At 71.5% G+C, this 14940-nt stretch carries 14 protein-coding genes and 2 pseudogenes; 12 read left to right on the forward strand and 4 right to left on the reverse strand.

Annotated features, from left to right (window positions below; genetic code table 11):
• Both PV363_RS00415 and PV363_RS00420 read right to left on the reverse strand, forming a co-directional pair.
• The coding region (locus PV363_RS00415) for a 2-oxoacid:acceptor oxidoreductase family protein (RefSeq protein ID WP_301021453.1) at nt 1–797 on the reverse strand (797 nt) is incomplete at its 3' end.
• A gap of 226 nt (nt 798–1023) precedes the next feature.
• Nucleotides 1024–2607 (reverse strand): M20/M25/M40 family metallo-hydrolase, encoded by a 1584-nt coding sequence (locus tag PV363_RS00420; RefSeq protein WP_301021455.1) that lies wholly within the window; start codon nt 2605–2607, stop codon nt 1024–1026.
• 142 nt (nt 2608–2749) lie between these two features.
• On the opposite strand from PV363_RS00420, the gene PV363_RS00425 reads away from it, so the two are divergent.
• On the forward strand, nt 2750–3370 hold the full coding sequence (locus tag PV363_RS00425) for an HAD family phosphatase (protein ID WP_220345347.1): 621 nt from the start codon (nt 2750–2752) through the stop codon (nt 3368–3370).
• Between the two features lie 25 nt (nt 3371–3395).
• Here the strand turns inward: PV363_RS00425 and PV363_RS00430 are convergent, their stop codons facing one another.
• Together PV363_RS00430 and PV363_RS00435 are read right to left on the reverse strand one after the other, a co-directional pair.
• Nucleotides 3396–3899, reverse strand: a complete 504-nt coding sequence (locus PV363_RS00430) for a hypothetical protein (protein ID WP_220345346.1) — start codon at nt 3897–3899, stop codon at nt 3396–3398.
• 66 nt (nt 3900–3965) lie between these two features.
• A complete protein-coding gene (locus PV363_RS00435) occupies nt 3966–5963 on the reverse strand; it encodes a S8 family serine peptidase (RefSeq protein ID WP_220364927.1) in 1998 nt (665 codons plus the stop codon).
• Between the two features lie 124 nt (nt 5964–6087).
• On the opposite strand from PV363_RS00435, the gene PV363_RS00440 reads away from it, so the two are divergent.
• The 11 genes and pseudogenes from PV363_RS00440 to PV363_RS00490 all read left to right on the forward strand — a co-directional run bounded on the left by PV363_RS00440 (nt 6088) and on the right by PV363_RS00490 (nt 14928).
• Nucleotides 6088–6462 (forward strand): NADH-quinone oxidoreductase subunit A, encoded by a 375-nt coding sequence (locus PV363_RS00440; protein ID WP_220342110.1) that lies wholly within the window; start codon nt 6088–6090, stop codon nt 6460–6462.
• A gap of 62 nt (nt 6463–6524) precedes the next feature.
• Entirely contained in the window at nt 6525–7088 is a 564-nt protein-coding gene (locus tag PV363_RS00445; protein ID WP_220342537.1) for an NADH-quinone oxidoreductase subunit B, read from the forward strand.
• Nucleotides 7089–7094: 6 nt separating this feature from the next.
• On the forward strand, nt 7095–7250 hold the full coding sequence (locus PV363_RS00450) for a hypothetical protein (RefSeq protein WP_301021456.1): 156 nt from the start codon (nt 7095–7097) through the stop codon (nt 7248–7250).
• Between the two features lie 21 nt (nt 7251–7271).
• Nucleotides 7272–7856 (forward strand): annotated as a pseudogene (locus PV363_RS00455) (NADH-quinone oxidoreductase subunit C); the annotation flags it as partial.
• A complete protein-coding gene (gene nuoH / locus PV363_RS00460) occupies nt 7849–8802 on the forward strand; it encodes an NADH-quinone oxidoreductase subunit NuoH (protein ID WP_220364928.1) in 954 nt (317 codons plus the stop codon). The pseudogene PV363_RS00455 and the gene nuoH, both read left to right, overlap by 8 nt.
• Before the next feature lie 134 nt (nt 8803–8936).
• Nucleotides 8937–9170: pseudogene (locus PV363_RS00465) on the forward strand (4Fe-4S binding protein); the annotation flags it as partial.
• A 206-nt stretch (nt 9171–9376) separates the two neighbouring features.
• Complete coding sequence (locus PV363_RS00470) at nt 9377–9880, forward strand: NADH-quinone oxidoreductase subunit J (protein WP_220342106.1); 504 nt, start codon at nt 9377–9379, stop codon at nt 9878–9880.
• Nucleotides 9880–10212 (forward strand): NADH-quinone oxidoreductase subunit NuoK, encoded by a 333-nt coding sequence (nuoK, locus tag PV363_RS00475; protein ID WP_220342105.1) that lies wholly within the window; start codon nt 9880–9882, stop codon nt 10210–10212. Before PV363_RS00470 ends, nuoK begins: the two co-directional genes overlap by 1 nt.
• The gene (locus PV363_RS00480) at nt 10209–11987 is read left to right on the forward strand and encodes an NADH-quinone oxidoreductase subunit L (RefSeq protein WP_301021457.1); all 1779 of its coding nucleotides are present in this window, start codon (nt 10209–10211) and stop codon (nt 11985–11987) included. The genes nuoK and PV363_RS00480 overlap by 4 nt, the downstream gene beginning before the upstream one ends.
• Complete coding sequence (locus PV363_RS00485; RefSeq protein ID WP_301021458.1) at nt 11984–13498, forward strand: NADH-quinone oxidoreductase subunit M; 1515 nt, start codon at nt 11984–11986, stop codon at nt 13496–13498. The genes PV363_RS00480 and PV363_RS00485 overlap by 4 nt, the downstream gene beginning before the upstream one ends.
• Nucleotides 13495–14928, forward strand: coding sequence for an NADH-quinone oxidoreductase subunit N (locus tag PV363_RS00490; RefSeq protein WP_301021459.1), 1434 nt, complete (start codon nt 13495–13497; stop codon nt 14926–14928). The genes PV363_RS00485 and PV363_RS00490 overlap by 4 nt, the downstream gene beginning before the upstream one ends.
• Nucleotides 14929–14940: the final 12 nt, after the last annotated feature.

Below are 14940 nucleotides of genomic sequence, written 5' to 3' on the forward strand. Positions count from 1 at the left end.
GGGTAGGCGCCGAGGAAGACGGGCAGTCCGGAGCGCTGACCCGCGGCGACGATGCCGTACGCCAGTGCGGTGTTGCCCGTGATGTTGCGGTAGCGGCCGCTGTCCATCCGCGCCGGGGCGATCTCGTACGAGACCGCGAACGCCTCGGTCGTCTCACCGAAGTACCAGCCGGCCTTGAAGGCGGCGACGTTGGCGTCGCGGATCGCGGGCTTGGCCGCGAACTTGGTCTCGAGGTACGCCAGCGTCGAGTCGGTCGGGCGGCCGTACATCCAGGAGACCAGGCCGAGCGCGAACATGTTCTTGGAGCGCGCTGCGTCCTTGCGTCCGAGCCCGAAGCCGGCGACGGCGCCGACGGTCATGCCGGTGAGGTCCAGCGCGTGCACCTGGTAGTCGGCGAGGCTGTCGTCGTCGAGCGGCGAGACCTCGTAGCCGGCCTTGGCCAGGTTGCGCTTGGTGAAGTCGTGGCTGTCGACGATGACGATGCCGCCGGGGCGCAGCGCGTCGATGTTGGCCGCGAGCGCCGCGGGGTTCATCGCGACCAGGACGTCCGGCCGGTCGCCGGGGGTGAGGATGTCGTGGTCGGCGAAGTGGACCTGGAACGAGCTGACGCCCGGCAGCGTGCCCTGAGGTGCGCGGATCTCCGCGGGGAAGTTCGGGAGGGTGGAGAGATCGTTGCCGAAGGCCGCGGTCTCCTGGGTGAACCGGTCACCCGTCAGCTGCATCCCGTCGCCGGAGTCTCCGGCGAACCGGATGACCACCCGGTCCAGCTTTTCGACCCGCTTGCTCTCGCTCGCCAAGGCCCGGCCCTTCTGTGCGTCGTCTCTGAGGTGGTGCCCCCGGTGAGCAGGTTAGCCACACCTGCCAGAGTAAGGGGAGGGAATCTGGAACACCGTTCCAGGTCAGATCCCGGGCATGTCTACCGGGGTCCGTCCACTGTGCCACGCGCGCGACGGAGCCGGTCTGGACGCAGCACTGCCCGGGACCGCGAGGCCCCGGGCAGTGCAGTGCAGTGCAGTGCGTCGCCTACCGCGCGAAGCGGTTCTTGAACGCGTCCTTGCTCTTGCCTGCGCCGTGCGACTTCCCGGGCTTGCGGACCCCGTTGACCGTCGAGGTGTCGAACGCGAACGTGATCGTCGCCGCGGCGAGCGCGTCGGCGTTCACGTCGAGCGCGTACTCGTTGACGTTGCCGACCAGCGTGTAGTCCTCCTCGAGCTGGTCGTACAGCGCCTCGTCCCGGCCGTCGCCCCGGAGGTTGTCGCAGGCGGCGTGGTAGCACGGGTCGTACGACGCGCCGGCGACGCCGCCGTACAGCTCGGCCTCCGCCGGGGTCTTCACCCCCTCCGCCCCGGTGAACAGGCCGCCCGCCGGGATGCCGACCGCGATGAACGGGCCGTAGTCGGACCGCCCGGAGAACTCCGTGTCCTGCGAGGGGATGCCGCGGTCTGCGTAGAACTTCTCGAACACGTCCTCGATCTGCGCCGAGCCCTCCGGGATGAAGCCGGGGGCAGCGGTGCCACCGGAGTTGTCGCCGTCGTAGATGCCGAACATGTAGTTCGGGGAGCCGATCATGTCGAAGTTCAGGTAGAGCGCGATGTCGTCGGCCTCGTCGGCGGTGAGGGCCTCGACGTAGTGCTCGGACCCCAGCAGACCGGACTCCTCAGCTCCCCACCAGGCGAAGCGCACGGTGTTGCTGGGCTTGACCTTCTGCATCTGGATCGCGGTCTCGAGCAGCGCAGCGCTGCCGGTGCCGTTGTCGTTGATCCCGGCACCCGCCTGGACGCCGTCGAGGTGGGCGCCCACCATCACCGTGTTGTCGTCGTCGCCCTGCTTGGTCTCGGCGACGACGTTGTAGGTCGTCCGCTCCTCGGACAGGTAGTCGACGGTGACGGTCACGGTGGCGCCAGGCGTCGCCGCGAGATCCTCGCCGGCGGCCGACGTCGCGAAGACTGCGGGGATCGTCAGGCCGGTCGCGTCACCGATCATGCCGACCAGGCCGGTACGGCCCGGCTGGCCCTCGTTCATCACCACGACGCCGGCCGCGCCGGCCGCCTGGGCGTTGAGGACCTTCACGGTGAACCCGCACGTGCCGCGCTGCACCAGGGCGATGCCGCCCTCGGGGAAGTCGGCGAAGTCGCTCGCCTCGCAACCACTCGTGTTGCTGTTCGGCGGGAGGTCCGCCGCCGGCACCACGACGCCGACAGGGACCAGCGGGCCGGTCGCGGTGCCTTCGGGCGTGCCGGTGTCGAAGCTGTTGCGGAGGAAGTCCCTCTCGTCGACGAACGTCCGCGGGTCCGGGCTCACCCTGGCCAGCTCCGAGTTCTCCTCGCTGTAGTCGAAGGTGAACTCCTGGACGACAGGGTCGTAGCCGGCGCCTTCGAGCTGGGAGACGACGTAGTCCACCGAGGCGTCGTAGCCCGGGCGGCCAGAGGCCCGGTCTCCGTACTCGTCGGCGATGTCCTGCAAGGCCTCGAGGTGATCGAGGACGCCTTCGACAGTGACGGCCTTGGTGAGCTTCTTGACCGAGTTGTTGTTGGGGACGGCGTTCGCCGGAGCTGTGCCGGCGAGGCCGAGCGCCGCGATCGCGACCGCGGCGGCGATGGTCCTCATTGACTTTCGTGACACTGGACGAGCCTCCTCGTTGAGTGCCCGGCCCCCCTCTGCCCGAGATGTGCCGAACGACCCGACCCTAGGGGGCATCGGCGCCCGGCCGCCACCCTCGTTGTGGGGCACGGCTCGTTAGCGTGGACGCATGGCAGCTGATCCTGTGGTCTTCGACATCGGCAATGTCCTCGTCCGCTGGGACCCGGTCCCCGCGGTGGCCGCGAGCGTGGGGGACGAGCGCGCGATGGCCTTCCTCGGTGATCCCGAGTTCGACTTCCTGGCGTGGAACCACCTCCAGGACGAGGGCCGTCCGTGGGAGGAGGCCGAGCGGGTCGCGCGCGGAGCGTTCCCGCACTACGCCGACGAGATCACCGCCTATCGCGTGAACTTCGAGGCTTCCCTCGTCGGCGAGATCGAGGGGTCCGTCGCGATCGTGCAGGAGCTCCGCGACGCCGGGGTGCCGCTGGTCGCTCTGACGAACTGGTCGGCGGAGCTCTTCGGCCATGCACGAGCGCGCTTCGAGGTGCTCGAGGCCTTCGACGACATCGTCGTGTCCGGCGAGGAGGGCTGCGCGAAGCCGGACCCTCGGATCTTCGAGGTCCTGGCCGAGCGGCTCGGCCGCCCTCTCGACGGGGTCGTCTTCACCGACGACTCACCGCGCAACATCCTCGCCGCCGGGGTCGCTGGGATGGACGCCATCCCGTTCACCACTCCCGAGGACCTTCGTGGCGAGCTGGTCGACCGAGGCTTGCCGCTCGCCCGCGCCTGAGCCCTGCCGTCCGACGGCGCCGTCCTCACGCGCCCGGCGCCGAGTCCCGGGCCGTGGTGTCGCGGGCGGCGATCATCGCCGTGACCTCGACGAGCGCCTCGTGCAGGCCGGTCCCGTAGTCGTCCTCGGGGAGCACGTCGATCCGGGCCGAGGCCGACTCCGCGTGCTCGGCCGCCTCGTCGAAGCGGCCGAGCCGGCGCAGCACGTCGGCGAGGTTGAGGTGCAAGGAGGGGAAGAACCCGGCGATCGTCAGCGACGCGTGATGGGCCTTCGCCCGCTCGTCGCTCGTCTCGCGCGCTGCGGCGAGCGCACGCAGGTCCCAGACCAGCTCCTCCTCCGCGTCGGCGGTGACGTCGGCGAGGAAGTGCGCGACGACGCACCGGTGGAACGAGTCACCGTCCTCTCCCAGCTCGTCCCACACCTCCCGCAGCGCGGCCCGCGCTCCGTCTCGGTCGTCGCGCTGACCGAGCGACATCGCCACCGCGATGCGCTGCATGATGGGGTCCGGCGTCGTGCTCTGCTCACTCATGGCCCGAGCGTAGGAGAGGGCGGGGACACTGGTCGTGTCCCCGCCCTCTCTGCCGGCCGGTGCCTGCTAGCGGACCCGCAGCGTGACCGGCCGGGACTTCGCCCGCTTGAAGGCCGGGTGTGCCGCGACGTACGTGGCGGTGATCGCGTGCTTGCCGCGCTTGAGCTTCTTCGGCGAGAGCTTGAGCACCGCCTTGCCGTTCTTCACCTTCACGGCCTTGATCTTCTTGGTGCCGTCTCGGAAGACGACCTTGCCTCGGACGGAGCCCGCGGCGACCGAGACCCGGGCCACGAGCCTCGAGCCGGTACGGCCGTACCGCGTCTTCTTCGGCGTGGCCTTCAGGCGTACGGCGGTCGCGATCTTCGGGACGCGAAAGCCGTTGGAGCTGCGCCAGAGGGCTGGGGAGCCGGCGCCCTTGCGGCCCGCGACCTGCGACTGGATCAGCGCCCCGCCGTCGGCCGGCCTGATCCGGTACGACGTGCCGTAGGCGCCGGGGATGGCGCGGCCGTTGCGCACCCAGCGATAGCTGTAGGCGGTCGGGGCGCTGGTCCAGGTGCCGCGTGTCGTCGTGAGGGTCTGGCCGAGAGCCGCCCTGCCGCTCGCCACCGGCGCCGCCGTCGCCAACGAGAGACGGGAGACGTCCAGGATGCCGCGCCCGCACCTGGACGGCGCGCAGTTGGCTCGACCGTTGGAGAGCTGCGGGAAGGGCTTGACCGCCCACCGCAGCGCGCCCTCGATCGTCGAGGCGGGATAGGAGCCGTGCGACGCGATCAGTGCGGCGGCGGCGGACACTGCAGGTGCCGCCATGCTCGTGCCCGACTGCTCAGCCCATCCCGGGCGGGCAGGCCCCTTGGCGCCGGTGTTGACCGTGGAGAGGATGGAGTCGCCCTTGACGAGGTCGCCGCCGGGGGCGGAGAGGTCGAGGGAGGGGCCGTAGTTGGGGTAGGGGACCCACGCGGTCTGGACGAACCCGCCGGCCGCCTGACCGAGCCGGTTCGTCGCGCCCACCGTGACGACGCCGGGACAGTTCGCCGGCGTGAAGAGCCGCGCGTTCATGGAGTCGTTGCCGGCCGCCACGACGACGACGGTGCCCCGGGTCCGTGCACCGGCGATCGCCTTGCGGAGGGCGGTCGGGCAGAAGTCGGCACGTCCGGACAGCGACAGGTTGAGCACCTTCGCGGGAGTCCGGTTGCGCGGCAGCTTGGGAATCGTGCCGCCCGAGCCCCACGTGATCGCGGCGGCGATGTCGGAGGTGGCGCCCCCGCAGCGCCCGAGGATGCGCAGGTGCTGGATGCGGACTCCCGGTGCGTTGCCCGCGACTCCTGTGCGGTTGTTGGCACGGGCGCCGATGATGCCGGCCACGTGCGTGCCGTGCCACGAGCTCGGGGAGGCGGCGCCACACCCCTCGGTCCCCGTGACCCAGTCGCCCTCGTCGCGAGGGTTGGAGTCCCGGCCGTGCCCGTCGCGGGCGATCTGCTTCGAGGAGATGAAGTCCATCCCCGAGACCATCTTGCCGTCGAGATCGGGGTGCTTGCTCTGGCCGGTGTCGACCACCCCCACGACGACCCGGCCGGTCGTGACCGGCCATGCGGTGTAGGCCTGCGACCCGTACGCCTCATGGATGCCCCACTGCTTGTTCCAGTCGGTGTCGTTGAGGGCTGGCGGAGCGGCCGTGGTCACCAGGACGTCGGGCTCGACAGACGCGACACCGGGGAGGTCCTCGAGCTCGGTGGCCGCCTCCTGCGCCGCAGCGAGGCTCACCGGCTCGGAGAATGCCAGCGAGTCCACGCCCTCGGCGACCGGCGTGGTGGTCCCGGACGTGTCCGGGCCCTCTGCCTCGACGGCCGCGCGGGAGACCGTCGCCGACGGACGTGCGCCGTCGGCGTAGGTGATGATCAGGCCCGCCGCGCGCGGGCGTGCAGCCTCGCGCACCGCCGGAGGCGCGGTCTCGGATGCGGCGTCCCGCGCGCCGAGATCCGGGGGTGCGGCGACCGCCGGAGCGACGGTGCCGAGGACGAGGCTCGCGCACGCGACCAGGCCGAGCGGCCGGAGGAGGGGTGACATGCGCCCCAGTGTGACGGGTGGGCGGCTCGCTCTCTCCCGTGGTCCGGAGGTCGGTCGCGGACCCACCCCGGTGAGCCGTCGCGCTCCGCACGCAGCCCGGCGGCGACCCCCTAGACTCAGGCGCATGTCCGACTACCCCGACTACCTGGTGACGTACGCGTCGGTCGCCGCGATCATCGGGGTCGGCGTGGCTCTGGCCGCAGGCATGCTCGGGGCCAACCGGCTGTTCCGTCCCGCGCTGCCCGATCCGGCCAAGCTGCTGACGTACGAGTCCGGCGTGGACCCCGTCGGCACCGGGTGGGCGCAGAGCAACGTGCGCTACTACGTCTACGCGTTCCTCTACGTCATCTTCGCCGTCGACGCGGTGTTCCTCTTCCCGTGGGCGGTCGTGTTCGCGTCCATCGGGTGGGCGGCCGCGGTGGAGATGGCGGTGTTCCTCGGCTTCATCGCCGTCGGCCTCGTCTATGCATGGCGCACGGGGGTGCTGTCGTGGACGTGACCAAGGGTGCGGTCGACCTCGGCGTCCCTACGTTGCAGAGCCCTACTCTGCAGAGCCCGTCCATGGAGAGGCTGGGCGAGGTCGACCTCGGCGTCGGATCCGCGCTGGCGCCTCGGCCCGTGCGCTATCTGCTCAACTGGGGGCGTCGCTACTCGCTGTGGGTCTTCAACTTCGGGCTGGCGTGCTGCGCGATCGAGTTCATCGCGGCGTCGATGGCCCGTCACGACTTCATCCGCCTCGGGGTCATCCCCTTCGCCCCCGGTCCCCGGCAGGCCGACCTCATGGTCGTCTCGGGCACGGTGACCGACAAGATGGCGCCGGCGATCGAGCGGCTCTACGCGCAGATGCCCGACCCCAAGTACGTCATCTCCTTCGGGTCGTGCGCCAACTCCGGCGGCCCCTACTGGGACTCGTACTGCGTCACCAAGGGCGTCGACCAGATCATCCCGGTCGACGTGTACGTCCCCGGCTGTCCGCCGCGGCCGGAGGCCCTCCTCCAGGGGATCGTCACCCTTCAGGACAAGATCGCCGGCGAAGACCTCGCGCAGCGCTACGGCCGGACAGGACTGCGCCGCTCGCTCTCGTCGCTGCTGCGGCCGCCGGTCACGCCTGAGCAGGACGGCTAGTCGCCGATGACCTGGACCTCCGACGTGCTCGACCTCGGCCGGGTGATCGGCGGTGACCGCGTCACCGCCACCGAGGAGCTCGGGGGGCTCGCGCTGACCGTCCCCTCGGGGTGGTGGCGATCGATCGTGCTCGCGCTGCGAGACCGCGCGGGGTGCCACTAGTTCGACTGGCTCAGCGCGGTCGACGAGGCGGGTAGCCCCAGCCCGTACGCGGACGAGCCCGAGCTCGCCGGCGGCCTGCGGGTGGTGTGCCACCTGGTGGCGCTGTCGCCCGGTGTCGGCCGCACGGCGGTGCGGGACGTCCTGGTCCAGACCACCGTGCCGCGCGCGGACCCGGTCCTCGACTCCCTGGTCGGCGCGTACGCCGGTGCCGCCTGGCACGAGCGCGAGACCCACGAGATGTTCGGCATCGACTTCCGTGACGGTGTCGCCCTCGAGACGCTCCTGCTGCCTGACGCCTTCGAGGGCCACCCGTTGCGCAAGGAGTTCGTGCTCGCCTCCCGGGTGGTCAAGCCGTGGCCGGGCGCCAAGGAGCCCGGCGAGTCCGACCACGACGTGTCGGCGGCCGAGTCGTCGCCAGGGCGTCGCCGGACCCGTCCTCCCGGTGTGCCGGACCCCGAGCAGTGGGGGCCGAGGCCGCCGGGCACCCCGACGCCCGATCCCCTCGCTCACGCGACCGCAGGCCCGGCGGCCGGTGCTTCCCGCCCACGCCGGTCCCGCCGAGCGACACCTCCGCCGGCGGCCGAGGACGGGGGCACCGATGGCTGAGGTCCTCGACGTGGCGCTGCGGTGCGTGGTCGTGCTCGCTGCATTCCTCGTGCTCCCGCTGGCGGTCGGGCAGCTCGAGCACAAGACGATGGCGCACATGCAGTCGCGGGTCGGACCGATGTACGCCGGTGGCTTCCACGGATGGGCCCAGCTGGTCGCCGACGGTGTGAAGTTCGTCCAGAAGGAGGCGGTGACCCCGAGCGCCGCGGACCGACCGGTGTTCGCGCTGGCACCCGGTGTCGCGCTCGTCCCGTACCTGGTGGTGCTGTTCGTGATCCCGCTCGGGCCGAGCGCGGTGGGGGCCGACCTCGACCTGGGCCTCTTCTTCGCCCTCGCGGTGATGAGCATCGGCGTGCTCGGCACCCTCATGGGCGGCTGGGCGAGCGCCAACAAGTACTCCCTGCTCGGTGGGCTCCGGACCGCCTCCCAGCTGATGAGCTATGAGCTCCCGATGGTGCTCGCGGCGGTGTCGGCGGCGATGATGGCCGGCTCCCTGTCGCTCGTCGGCATCGCCCAGGCCTGGGAGTGGTCCTGGCTGCTGTGGCAGCTGCCGGCTCTGGTGGTCTTCGTCGTCGCAGGGCTCGCCGAGCTCCAGCGGCCGCCGTTCGACATGCCGATCGCCGACGCGGAGCTCGTCCTCGGGCCCTACACCGAGTACGGAGGCATGCGGTTCGCGATGTTCCTGCTCGCCGAGTACGCCGGGATCGTCGTGCTCTCCGCGCTCACGGCGACCCTGTTCCTCGGCGGGTGGCGAGGACCGTCCTCGGACGAGCTCGGCTGGTTGTGGGTCCTTCTCAAGACGATGGTGGTGGCATTCCTCGTGGTGTGGTTCCGGGTCGCGTGGCCGCGGATGCGTGAGGACCAGCTCAATGCGCTGGCGTGGAAGATCCTGGTCCCGCTCGCCCTCGGGCAGCTCGCTCTGACGACGGTGGTGGTCCTGGCATGAGCGGCGTGCGACGTGCGGTGACGGGGAGCGGCCTCGTGAGGGGCCTGAGGGTGACGTGGCACAACCTGACCCGACGGGCGGTCACCCAGCAGTACCCCGACGTGCTCCCGGCCCTGCCGCCCCGCAGCCGAGGGGTGATCGCGCTGCAGGAGGAGAACTGCACCTCGTGCATGCTCTGCGCCCGCGAGTGCCCGGCGTGGTGCATCTACATCGACTCGCACAAGGAGACGGCGCCTCCGGTCAACGAGGGCGGGCGTGAGCGCTCGTTCAACGTGCTCGACCGGTTCGACATCGACTACTCGCTCTGCATGTACTGCGGCATCTGCGTCGAGGTCTGCCCCTTCGACGCGCTGCACTGGTCGCCCGAGTTCGAGTACGCCGAGCTCGACATCCGTGACCTGACGCACGACAAGGAGCGACTGCGCGAGTGGATGTGGACCGTACCGCCGCCGCAGCCGCTCGACCCTGCGGCGGAGCAGCCCAAGGAGATCGGTGTGGCGGAGAAGGCGGCCCACCGTGAGGCCGCGAGGCTCGAGGCAGACAAGGTGGCAGAGCGCGAAGCCGAGCCTGGCGCATGACCGCGGTGACGGTGGTGTTCGCCGCCCTGGGCGTGGTGACCCTCGTGTCGGCGTTCCTCGTGGTCACCAGCGACCAGATCGTGCACGCGGCGCTGTGGCTCGTGGTGACCCTCGGGGCAGTCGCCGGCCTCTACATCCTCCTGGCGGCCGAGCTGGTCGCCTGGGTGCAGGTGCTGATCTACATCGGCTCGGTGGTCGTGCTGCTGCTGTTCGCCCTGATGCTCACGCGGGCGCCCTCAGGTCCGGGCTCGGCGACGGCGACCCGCAACCAGCCGCTCGCCGCCGTGGTCGCGGGCGCGGTCACGGTCGGGCTCGGGGCCGTCGTGTGGGCGGGCTTCGGCGGTGAGGTGATCGACGAGGACGAGATCCGGATCGGCACGGCCGAGCGGCTCGGCGACGCCCTCTTCCGGACCTGGGTGCTTCCGTTCGAGGTGCTGTCGGTGGTGCTCCTCGCCGCGCTCGTCGGCGCGATCGTGCTGACGCGCAAGGGGGCGCGCTGATGTCGCTGATGCTGCCCCTGACCGTCTCCTGCGGTCTCTTCGGTCTCGGGATCTATGCCGTCCTCGCCCGGCGGCACGCCGTCATGGTCCTGCTCGGGGTGGAGCTGATGCTCAACGCGGTCAGCCTCAACCTCGTGGCGTTCGACACCTGGTGGGCCGACACGCTGCACACGGGACAGTCGCTGACCCTCTTCGTGATCGCGCTGGCCGCCGCCGAGATCGGTCTTGGGCTGGCGATCGTCCTCGCGCTCTTCCGGGCGGTCGGCAACGCCGACGTCGACGCTCAGGAGCCACCGGCCAGCATGCTCGCCGAGGGCGGTGACGAGCTGTGACCCGTCGCTACTCGTCGTCGGCGGTCGCGATCACTGCGGTTCTCGCGCTCTGTGCCGCGATCGTGGCATTCCCGCGTCGGGGTGACCGCACCGGCCCGTACGGCTCGCCGGCCGGCGAGCGGACGACCCTGGTCGACGGCGGTGACCTGCTCGGAGTTTCGGTGACGTTCTACGTCGACCACCTGAGCGCCGTGATGCTGCTGCTCGCGGCCGGGGTCGGCCTGATGGTGCAGGTCTACTCGGTGGCCTATCTCGCCGGAGACCCCCGCTACCGCTCGTACACGACGATCATCCAGCTGTTCCTCGTTGCCATGGCGATCGTGGTGGTCGCCGACAACCTGTGGCTGCTCCTCGTCGGGTGGGAGGTCATGGGCCTCTGCTCGTACCTGCTGATCAGCCACCACTGGGAGCTCGCGCCCGCCCGGGCCGGTGCGGTGAAGGCGTTCCTGCTCACCCGCGTCGGCGACCTCGGTCTGCTGGTCGGCATCTTCGCGATCGGGCACACCTTCGGCACGTACGAGATCAGCGAGGTCCTCGCAGCGATGGCGTCGTCGGACGCCCCTGCGGGCCTGACCGCGATCGGACTCCTGATCGTCGTCGCCGTGGTCGGCAAGTCGGCCCAGTTCCCGCTGCACACGTGGTTGGCCGACGCGATGCCGGGCCCGACGCCGATCAGCGCGCTCATCCATGCCGCGACCATGGTCGCGGCCGGTGTCTTCCTCGTCGCCCGGCTGTACCCGGTGATGGCGGAGTCAGCGGTGACGATGACGGTCCTCGCGGTGGTCGCCTGCGTCACGATGCTCCTCGCCGCGCTGCTGGCGCTGACCTCGGGCGACCTCAAGCGGGTGCTCGCGTGGTCGACGGTGAGCCAGCTGGCCTACATGTTCGCCGCCCTCGCCGTCGGCGGCTACGACGCCGGCATCGACCACCTGCTGTCCCACGGCGCGTTCAAGGCGCTGCTCTTCCTCGTCGCGGGCTCGGTGGCCCACGTGATCGGCTCGACGGCGCTGCGCGACATGGGCGGACTGCGCGGGGCCATGCCGTGGACGTTCGCCACGGGGACGATCGGCTTCGCCGCGCTCGCCGGCGTCGTGCCGACGGTCGGGTTCTTCAGCAAGGACGCCGTGCTCGAGTCGGCCTGGCACGCCGTGGGCCACGAGTCTCCGGTGTCGGCGGGGGTCGCGGCCGTGGTGCTGGCGGTCGGGCTGGTGACGGCGGCGGTGACGGTCGTGTACGCCTTCCGCGCCTGGTGGATGACGTTCATGGGAGGCGACGGCGCGACGGTCACCGGCGCTGGGGCGGCCGGCGCTGGGGCGGCCCGCGCGCAAGCACTCCGGGAGGCGCCGCCCCTCATGGTCGGGCCTCTGGTGCTCCTCGCGGCGGCGACGCTGCTGCTGAGTCTCGCGATGCCGTTCGACCTGCTCATGGGTCTCGTGACCACGCTGGTCGTCGCGGGGGCAGGGTGGCTCGCGTACCAGGCGCTCGCCGCGGGGCGCGACCCTGCCGACCTGCTCGGACCGGCCAGGCCGGCGTTCACGCGAGAGCTCGGGTGGGACGTCGGCTACGACGGTGCGGGGGTCGCCGCTCGAGAGGCGGGCGACCTGGTCGTGGCCACCGACCGTGACGTCATCGGCTTCTACCCGCGGGCCGTGGCCTGGCTGAGCGTGCAGCTCTCCCGCGTCTTGACCCGGAGCCAGACGGGCAACGCGCAGATCTACGTCACCGTGCTCGCCGTCGGCGTGCTCCTCGCGACCCTGCTGGTGGTGGTCCGATGAACGGCCTGGTGGTCGCCCTCGCCGTCCCCGCGGTCGCGGCCCTCCTGCTGGTCGTCGCGCGGAGCCTGGTCACCGACCTGGTCGCCGCCCGCGTCGGCACCGCCACGTCGCTGGTCGTCGCGGTGCTGCTCCTCGTGACCTGGATCGGCCACGACGGCGACGGCTACGCCGCCGAGATCGACCTCGTCTGGGTCCGTGCGCTGGGGATCCACCTGCACCTCGGGATGGACGGCATCTCGTTCCCTCTCCTGCTGATGACGGCGTTGATCTCGGCGCTGGTGTGCTGGGCGCTGGTCGACGACCCGCCGGCGGGGGACAACGCGACACCCGGTCTGGTCGGCCTGGTGATGGTGGTGCTGACGGCGGCCGTCGGCGTCTTCGCGGCGCTCGACCTCCTGCTGTTCTTCGTGTTCTTCGAGCTCGCGCTGATCCCGATGTGGTTCGTCATCGCCCGCTGGGGCGACCCGCACGACCCGGTCGGGCGCCGGACCGCGGCGACGCGGTTCCTCCTCTACACGGTCGTCGGCTCGGCGTTCATGCTCGTCGGCTTCGTGACCGTCTGGGCGCTGACCGGCACCCTGCAGATCCCGGAGCTGGCCGAGCGGGGCGACGTCCTCGACGGTGGGTGGGCGCTGTTCGCCGCCTGCACGATCGCGCTGGGGCTCGCGGTCAAGACGCCGATCTGGCCGCTGCACCTGTGGCTCCCCGACGCCCACGCCAAGGCGCCGACCGTGGGCTCGGTCCTCCTGGCGGCCGTCTTCCTCAAGCTCGGGACGTACGGGCTGCTGCGTGTCCTCGTCTCCGTCCTGCCCGGACCCGCGCGCGACCTGGCGCCGTGGCTGGGCGCTCTCGGGGTCGTCGGCATCGTCGTCGCCGCCCTCGCCTGCCTGCGCCAGACCGACCTCAAGCGGCTGATCGCCTATTCCAGCGTCGGGCACATGGGCTTCGTGGTCCTCGGCATCGCGACGCTGACCGAGATCGGCGTCGCCGCCGCGGTGTTCGCGAGCGTGGCGCACGGGCTCGTGACCGGGCTGCTGTTCTTCAACGCCGGATCCCTCAAGCGGCGCTTCGGGACGGCGGAGATCGCGGTGCTCGGGCGCGGCCTGTACGCCCGGATGCCGGCGCTTGCGGTGGTCCTGGGCTTCGCCTGCTTCGCCAGCCTCGGTCTCCCCGGTCTCGCCGGGTTCTGGGGCGAGATGATGGCGCTGCGCGGGGCGTACGAGGCCTCCGCCGGTGCCGGTGATGCCGGGCTGGGGCCGGCACTGGCGGCCGTCCTCCTCGTCGGCGCGCTGCTCGGCGTCCTGCTCACCTCCGCCTACTTCCTACGGATAGTCCGCCGTACGCTCCAGGGCGTGCCGACGCCGCACGAGCACGACCTCGACCTCGACGGGTCCGAGCGGGGGATCGCGGCGGTCCTGGTGGTGGCGGTGCTGCTGCTCGGGCTCGCGCCCGGGATCGTGATGGGTGTCGTCGAGCCGAGCATCCCGGCCATCCTGGGAGGCACCCGATGACCGGCTCACAGCTCATCGACTGGTCGTCGGCGGGAGTGCCGCTGCTGGTCGCCGCCGGGGCGATCGTGGCGCTGGTCGTCGATGCGTTCTGGCCGGGCGGCCGATGGCGCCGCGCCGGGACGATCGCCGTGGCGTCGCTGGCCGCGGCCGGCTCGTGGTTGGCGTCGACCGGGTCGACGGGGCCGATCGTCGCCGGGTTCTCGTGGGTGATCCTGCTGTCCGCCCTTGCGGTCGTGGTCCTCGCGCAGGTCCTGGAGGACGACGCCATGATGCCGGCGGGCGAGTCGGTCTTCCTCATGCTCTGTGCGACGGCGGGGGCGCTGACCCTGGCGTCGGCGAGCGACTTCGTCACGCTCGTCGTGGCGCTGGAGCTCCTCTCTCTCCCGTCGATCGCGCTGGTCGCCATGCAGCGCGACCGGCGTGAGGCGGTCTCCTCGGCCTGGACGTTCTTCCTCGCGTCGGCCACCGCGACCGCGGTGACGCTCATGGGCCTGTCGCTGCTCTACGGGCTCACCGGCACCCTCACCTACGAGGGCGTGCTGGTCGGTCTCCAGGCCGAGCGCGCACCGCTGCGGGTCGTCACCGCCGTCGTGGTCCTGGTGCTGATCGGCCTGGTGTTCAAGGTCGGCGCCGTTCCCTTCCACCTGTGGATCCCCGACGCCTACCGGGGCGCGACGGTGCCGGTGGCGGCGTTCCTCTCGGTGGTGTCCAAGGGTGGCGCGCTCGCCGGCCTGCTCGTGGTGCTCGCCTATCCGTTCGTGGCTCTCCAACCGCGGTGGGACGTCTTCATCGCCGTCGTGGCGGCGCTGTCGATGACGGTCGGCAACCTCGGCGCGCTCGCGCAGCGCGACATCGTCGGGATGCTGGCGTGGTCGTCCGTCGCGCAGGGCGGGTTCGTCCTCGCCCCGCTGGTCGCGGTCGCCGTCGGCTCGGACCTCGTGCTCACGGCCCCGCTTCGCTACCTCGCGGTCTACGCCGTCGCCAACCTCACCGTCTTCGCCGTCGCGGCGGTCGGCGTACGCCGGCTCGGCGGCACCTCGTACGCCCACTACACCGGGGTCGCCCGGCGTGATCCTCTTCTCGGGGTGGCCCTGCTGATGGGCCTGCTCGCGCTGGCGGGCTTCCCGCCGGCGGTGATCGGGCTGGTCGCCAAGTACGTCGTGCTCCAGCCGGTGATCGTGAGCGGGTACGGGTGGCTGGCCGCGGTCATGGCCGTCAACGTCGCGTTGGGGCTCGTCTACTACCTCCGGCTGGCCGTGGTCGCGTTCGCGCCGGCGAGCCGGGTGCTGCGGAGCGAGGTCGCCGCGTCCGGCGCCACCGTCCGCGAAGGTCGGGGGACGGCGATCGCGTACGCCGTGGTGGTGGTCGGCGTCGTCGCGCTCGTCGCCACCTCCGTCGCTCCGACGCTGCTTCTCGGCCCGCTTCCCTGACCCGGTCTCGGT

Origin of the sequence: Mumia sp. (assembly GCF_028803055.1) — a bacterium.
In the GTDB taxonomy this organism is placed as follows: Bacteria; Actinomycetota; Actinomycetes; order Propionibacteriales; family Nocardioidaceae; genus Mumia.

Excerpts from the sequence above, each read along its gene's own strand:
- PV363_RS00420 (WP_301021455.1), bottom strand. The coding sequence starts at position 2,607 with ATGAGGACCATCGCCGCCGCGGTCGCGATCGCGGCGCTCGGCCTCGCC.
- PV363_RS00425 (WP_220345347.1), top strand. The coding sequence starts at position 2,750 with ATGGCAGCTGATCCTGTGGTCTTCGACATCGGCAATGTCCTCGTCCGC.
- PV363_RS00430 (WP_220345346.1), bottom strand. The coding sequence starts at position 3,899 with ATGAGTGAGCAGAGCACGACGCCGGACCCCATCATGCAGCGCATCGCG.
- PV363_RS00435 (WP_220364927.1), bottom strand. The coding sequence starts at position 5,963 with ATGTCACCCCTCCTCCGGCCGCTCGGCCTGGTCGCGTGCGCGAGCCTC.
- PV363_RS00440 (WP_220342110.1), top strand. The coding sequence starts at position 6,088 with ATGTCCGACTACCCCGACTACCTGGTGACGTACGCGTCGGTCGCCGCG.
- PV363_RS00445 (WP_220342537.1), top strand. The coding sequence starts at position 6,525 with ATGGAGAGGCTGGGCGAGGTCGACCTCGGCGTCGGATCCGCGCTGGCG.
- PV363_RS00450 (WP_301021456.1), top strand. The coding sequence starts at position 7,095 with ATGACCTGGACCTCCGACGTGCTCGACCTCGGCCGGGTGATCGGCGGT.
- nuoH (WP_220364928.1), top strand. The coding sequence starts at position 7,849 with ATGGCTGAGGTCCTCGACGTGGCGCTGCGGTGCGTGGTCGTGCTCGCT.
- PV363_RS00470 (WP_220342106.1), top strand. The coding sequence starts at position 9,377 with ATGACCGCGGTGACGGTGGTGTTCGCCGCCCTGGGCGTGGTGACCCTC.
- nuoK (WP_220342105.1), top strand. The coding sequence starts at position 9,880 with ATGTCGCTGATGCTGCCCCTGACCGTCTCCTGCGGTCTCTTCGGTCTC.
- PV363_RS00485 (WP_301021458.1), top strand. The coding sequence starts at position 11,984 with ATGAACGGCCTGGTGGTCGCCCTCGCCGTCCCCGCGGTCGCGGCCCTC.
- PV363_RS00490 (WP_301021459.1), top strand. The coding sequence starts at position 13,495 with ATGACCGGCTCACAGCTCATCGACTGGTCGTCGGCGGGAGTGCCGCTG.